The organism is Prescottella defluvii (assembly GCF_000738775.1).
Taxonomy (GTDB): domain Bacteria; phylum Actinomycetota; class Actinomycetes; order Mycobacteriales; family Mycobacteriaceae; genus Prescottella; species Prescottella defluvii.
On record NZ_JPOC01000145.1, the window covers coordinates 1 to 2,549 of the forward strand.

Here is a 2,549-nt window from a genome sequence, read left to right on the forward strand (position 1 = left end):
CAACCTCCCTGGACATCACACCTAGGCCGTCCTACTGCCGCCGTCGTCGACCGGCCTGTTTCCGGATGGAAACCATCCGGCCGACTATGTTGTTCGGGTGCAGGACAGCCTCTATCACCGCTTCGAGTTCACGTTCATCGTTCCGTTGCTGACGGCGTCGAGGGAGGCGGCGATCGCGGACGAGTTCGACGTGACCGTGCGCGACCAGGCCGGCCTGCAGTTGTTGACGGTGACCGTCGAGGGAATGCGTTGTGCGACTGCGGGAATGAGCCTGGTCGATCAACTCGTCGCGCACGGGGTGACGCCGGAGCGCACCCACCCCGATCTCGTCACCCGGCAGGACATCGCGGACCGTGCCGGCGTGACCCGGCAGGCGGTGGGGCAGTGGGTGCGCGGGGTCCGGCAGCGCGGGACGCCGTTCCCCGTGCCCTTCAACACCGTCTCCGGCGGCATCTGGCTGTGGGGTGACGTGTACGCGTGGTTGCGGCAGCACGACTACGGCCGCGACACCGGACTGCTTCATCCGACGCTCGACGAGCATGTGCGCATCGATCGGCACATCGTGATGAATCACCGCTGACCGCAGCGGTTGCTACGGCCGTCAGGCGCGGTGCGCGTCCCTGGCAGAGGCGGAGACCGCGGCCACGCGTGCGGCCCGGACCGCGGCCCACAGGGGCCGCAGCAGTTCCTCGCGCGCGGCGGCGCTGGATGCGGACGGCGCCTCGGTCGGTGAATCGTGTTCCGCGACGGACAGGATCGTCGCCACCTGGTCGGCCGAGTCGAGGATGCGCAGGGCCCGCGTCGGGATCGAATCGGGGTAGCGGTGGTGGGCGCGGTCGTCGAGTGCCTCGGCGATGCGGCGGCGGGGATCGCCGTCGGCGCGTCCGGTCTGCACCGACGACAGTTGCAGCAGGGCGTCGGCGGCGCCGCGGATGGCCTCCCGCATCGCGTACTCGGCCTCGCCCAGACCGGTGTGCTCGGTGACCGCGGGCACCGCCGCGATCGAGTGGACCGTCCAGCGCAGCACGTCCGGCCCCTCCACGACGGGGACCAGCCCGATGCCGGGCTGTCCGGGTTCGCCGACGATCACGCCCTCGCCGGCTTCGAGGGCGGCCCGCGCGAACTCGGAGCCGGCGGGCAGGCCCCGCACGTCGCCGGGCGCGGGCAGGACCAGGCGTAGTCCGCCCGGTGTGTCGGTGCCCCGCCGGAGGATGCGCAGCAGGATGGGCGCGGCGCCGTCCTGCACACCCGGCCAGTCGAGGCCGGTGGACAGTGCGGTCGCGGCGTCGGACGCGCCGACGATGTGCATCGGCGCCCACTGGTGCAGGGCGTCGATCACATCGTCGGGGGCGCTGTCGCCGGCGAGCCAGGAGGCGGCCCACACGGTCAGCGTCGCGCTGGGGGAACTCACGGTTAACGAGCATAGGACGGCGTGGCGACCGGCGCCCGCACGCCTTGCTCGCCTACCGTGGAATGCCGTGAACGCGAGCAACAAGTACGGCGACATCTTCGCCGGTCATCCCCGTACCCGGAAGCCCTCGATCCCGTCGGTGGCGGCGGAAAGGGACCTGGTGGTCGAGGATGCCGCCACCGGATTCTGCGGGGCCGTCGTCGGCTTCGAACGCACCTACGACGGCGACTTCGTCCGCCTCGAGGACGGGGCCCGGCGCACCCGGCTGTTCGCGATGCGCGAGGCCGCGTTCCTGATCGACGGTCGGCCCGTCACCCTCGTCCGTCCGGCTCCGACGCAGGCCAAGCCCGCCGCGCAGCGTTCGGCGTCGGGGTCGACACGGGTGGAGGGCCTGCGGGCACGCACCGCGCTGCCGAGCCGGATCTGGGTCGAGGGTGTCCACGACGCCGCGCTGGTCGAGCGGGTGTGGGGGCACGACCTGCGGGTCGAGGGCGTCGTCGTGGAGCATCTCGAGGGTCTCGACAACCTCGCCGACCGGTTGGTCGAGTTCCAGCCGGGGCCCGGCCGCAAGGTCGGTGTGCTCGTCGACCACCTCGTCACCGGTTCCAAGGAGGACCGGCTGACGCAGGGCCTCGGGCCGCATGTGATGGTCACCGGCCACCCGTACATCGACGTGTGGGAGGCGGTGCGGCCCAAGGCCGTCGGGATCGATGCGTGGCCGACGGTGCCGCGTGGCCAGGACTGGAAGACCGGGGTGTGCGACGCGCTGGGGTGGGGTTCGCCGCAGGACGGCTGGCGCCGCGTCTACGGCGCGGTGAGCAGTTTCCGGGACCTCGAGGCCCCGCTGATCGGCGCCGTCGAGCGGCTGGTCGATTTCGTGACGGCCGAGTGAGGCCCGCGCATCCACCGGCGGTTTCGCGGGCCCGCGCCCGGATCGGATGTTCTGGTTAGATGTATGAGGCCATGACGTTGGTGACACCGGCGTTGAGTCGGGTCGCTGGCGGCCGGTTCCCGGCGGCAGTGTGGGGTCGGTGGTAGGTGTAGTGGGCGTTCCCGACCGCGAGGGCGGCGGCTCGTTGGGCTTCTGACGTCCAGTCCGGGGCGGAGGGGGAATCCCCCGCGGGGGACCGGGGGAACG

General features: G+C 71.9%; 3 protein-coding genes and 1 pseudogene. 2 read left to right on the plus strand and 2 right to left on the minus strand.

Going from position 1 to position 2,549, the window contains the following annotated elements:
• Positions 1–97 precede the first annotated feature (97 nt).
• Entirely contained in the window at positions 98–580 is a 483-nt protein-coding gene (locus IJ15_RS0124120) for a hypothetical protein (protein ID WP_231569646.1), read from the plus strand.
• A gap of 21 nt (positions 581–601) precedes the next feature.
• Here the strand turns inward: IJ15_RS0124120 and IJ15_RS0124125 are convergent, their stop codons facing one another.
• Positions 602–1,411, minus strand: a complete 810-nt coding sequence (locus IJ15_RS0124125) for a hypothetical protein (RefSeq protein WP_031940863.1) — start codon at positions 1,409–1,411, stop codon at positions 602–604.
• Between the two features lie 67 nt (positions 1,412–1,478).
• Here IJ15_RS0124125 and IJ15_RS0124130 point away from each other — a divergent pair, with 67 nt between their 5' ends.
• Positions 1,479–2,303, plus strand: coding sequence for a DUF3097 domain-containing protein (locus IJ15_RS0124130; RefSeq protein ID WP_031940864.1), 825 nt, complete (start codon positions 1,479–1,481; stop codon positions 2,301–2,303).
• 55 nt (positions 2,304–2,358) lie between these two features.
• Here the strand turns inward: IJ15_RS0124130 and IJ15_RS25815 are convergent.
• Positions 2,359–2,549: pseudogene (locus tag IJ15_RS25815) on the minus strand (IS481 family transposase); the annotation flags it as partial.